This is a genomic window from Aphanothece microscopica RSMan92 (assembly GCF_046613545.2).
Taxonomy (GTDB): Bacteria; Cyanobacteriota; Cyanobacteriia; order PCC-6307; family Cyanobiaceae; genus NIES-981.
In genome coordinates this window covers 1-436 of record NZ_JBKKKY020000561.1, presented here as the reverse complement: position 1 = coordinate 436, position 436 = coordinate 1, and the positions used below count along the sequence as shown (strand labels likewise).

At 75.0% G+C, this 436-nt stretch carries 1 protein-coding gene; it reads right to left on the bottom strand.

Annotated elements, in window-relative coordinates:
• Positions 1-436 (bottom strand): hypothetical protein (locus tag ACLD7X_RS19055; RefSeq protein ID WP_411425247.1); only part of this gene is annotated, 436 nt, incomplete at both ends.

Below are 436 nucleotides of genomic sequence, written 5' to 3'. Positions count from 1 at the left end.
AGGTGGTGGAACGCAGCAGCCCGTCCGGCTTCGGGGACAGGCCTTCACTGTCCATCAGCGCCGCGACACGCTGCGCCGCCGCGCCGGGATTCGCGCCCGCCAGCGCGCGGTACAACGCGGCAGCGCGTTCCGCATCCGCCCTGGCCACCCGTCCCTGGCTGTCGGCGCGGCTGCGCAGGAAGATGGCGACGTCACGTTCCCCCGCGCTGGTGGTGATGCCGCCGCGCGCGGTCATGACGCCATCGAGCACCGACCGCGCATCACGCGCCGTCAGCCCGTGCCGGGTCACGCCCTCCGTCAGCAGCGCGCGCTCCTGGTCCGGGTCCAGCGGACCGAGGCTGGTGCGGAGGCGCGCCAGGTCGGCGAAGCCTTCGGCATTGTCGGCGGCGGGCGCCTTGGTGGCGGGTGGGGAAACCGCCTCGGCGCGGAACCCCCC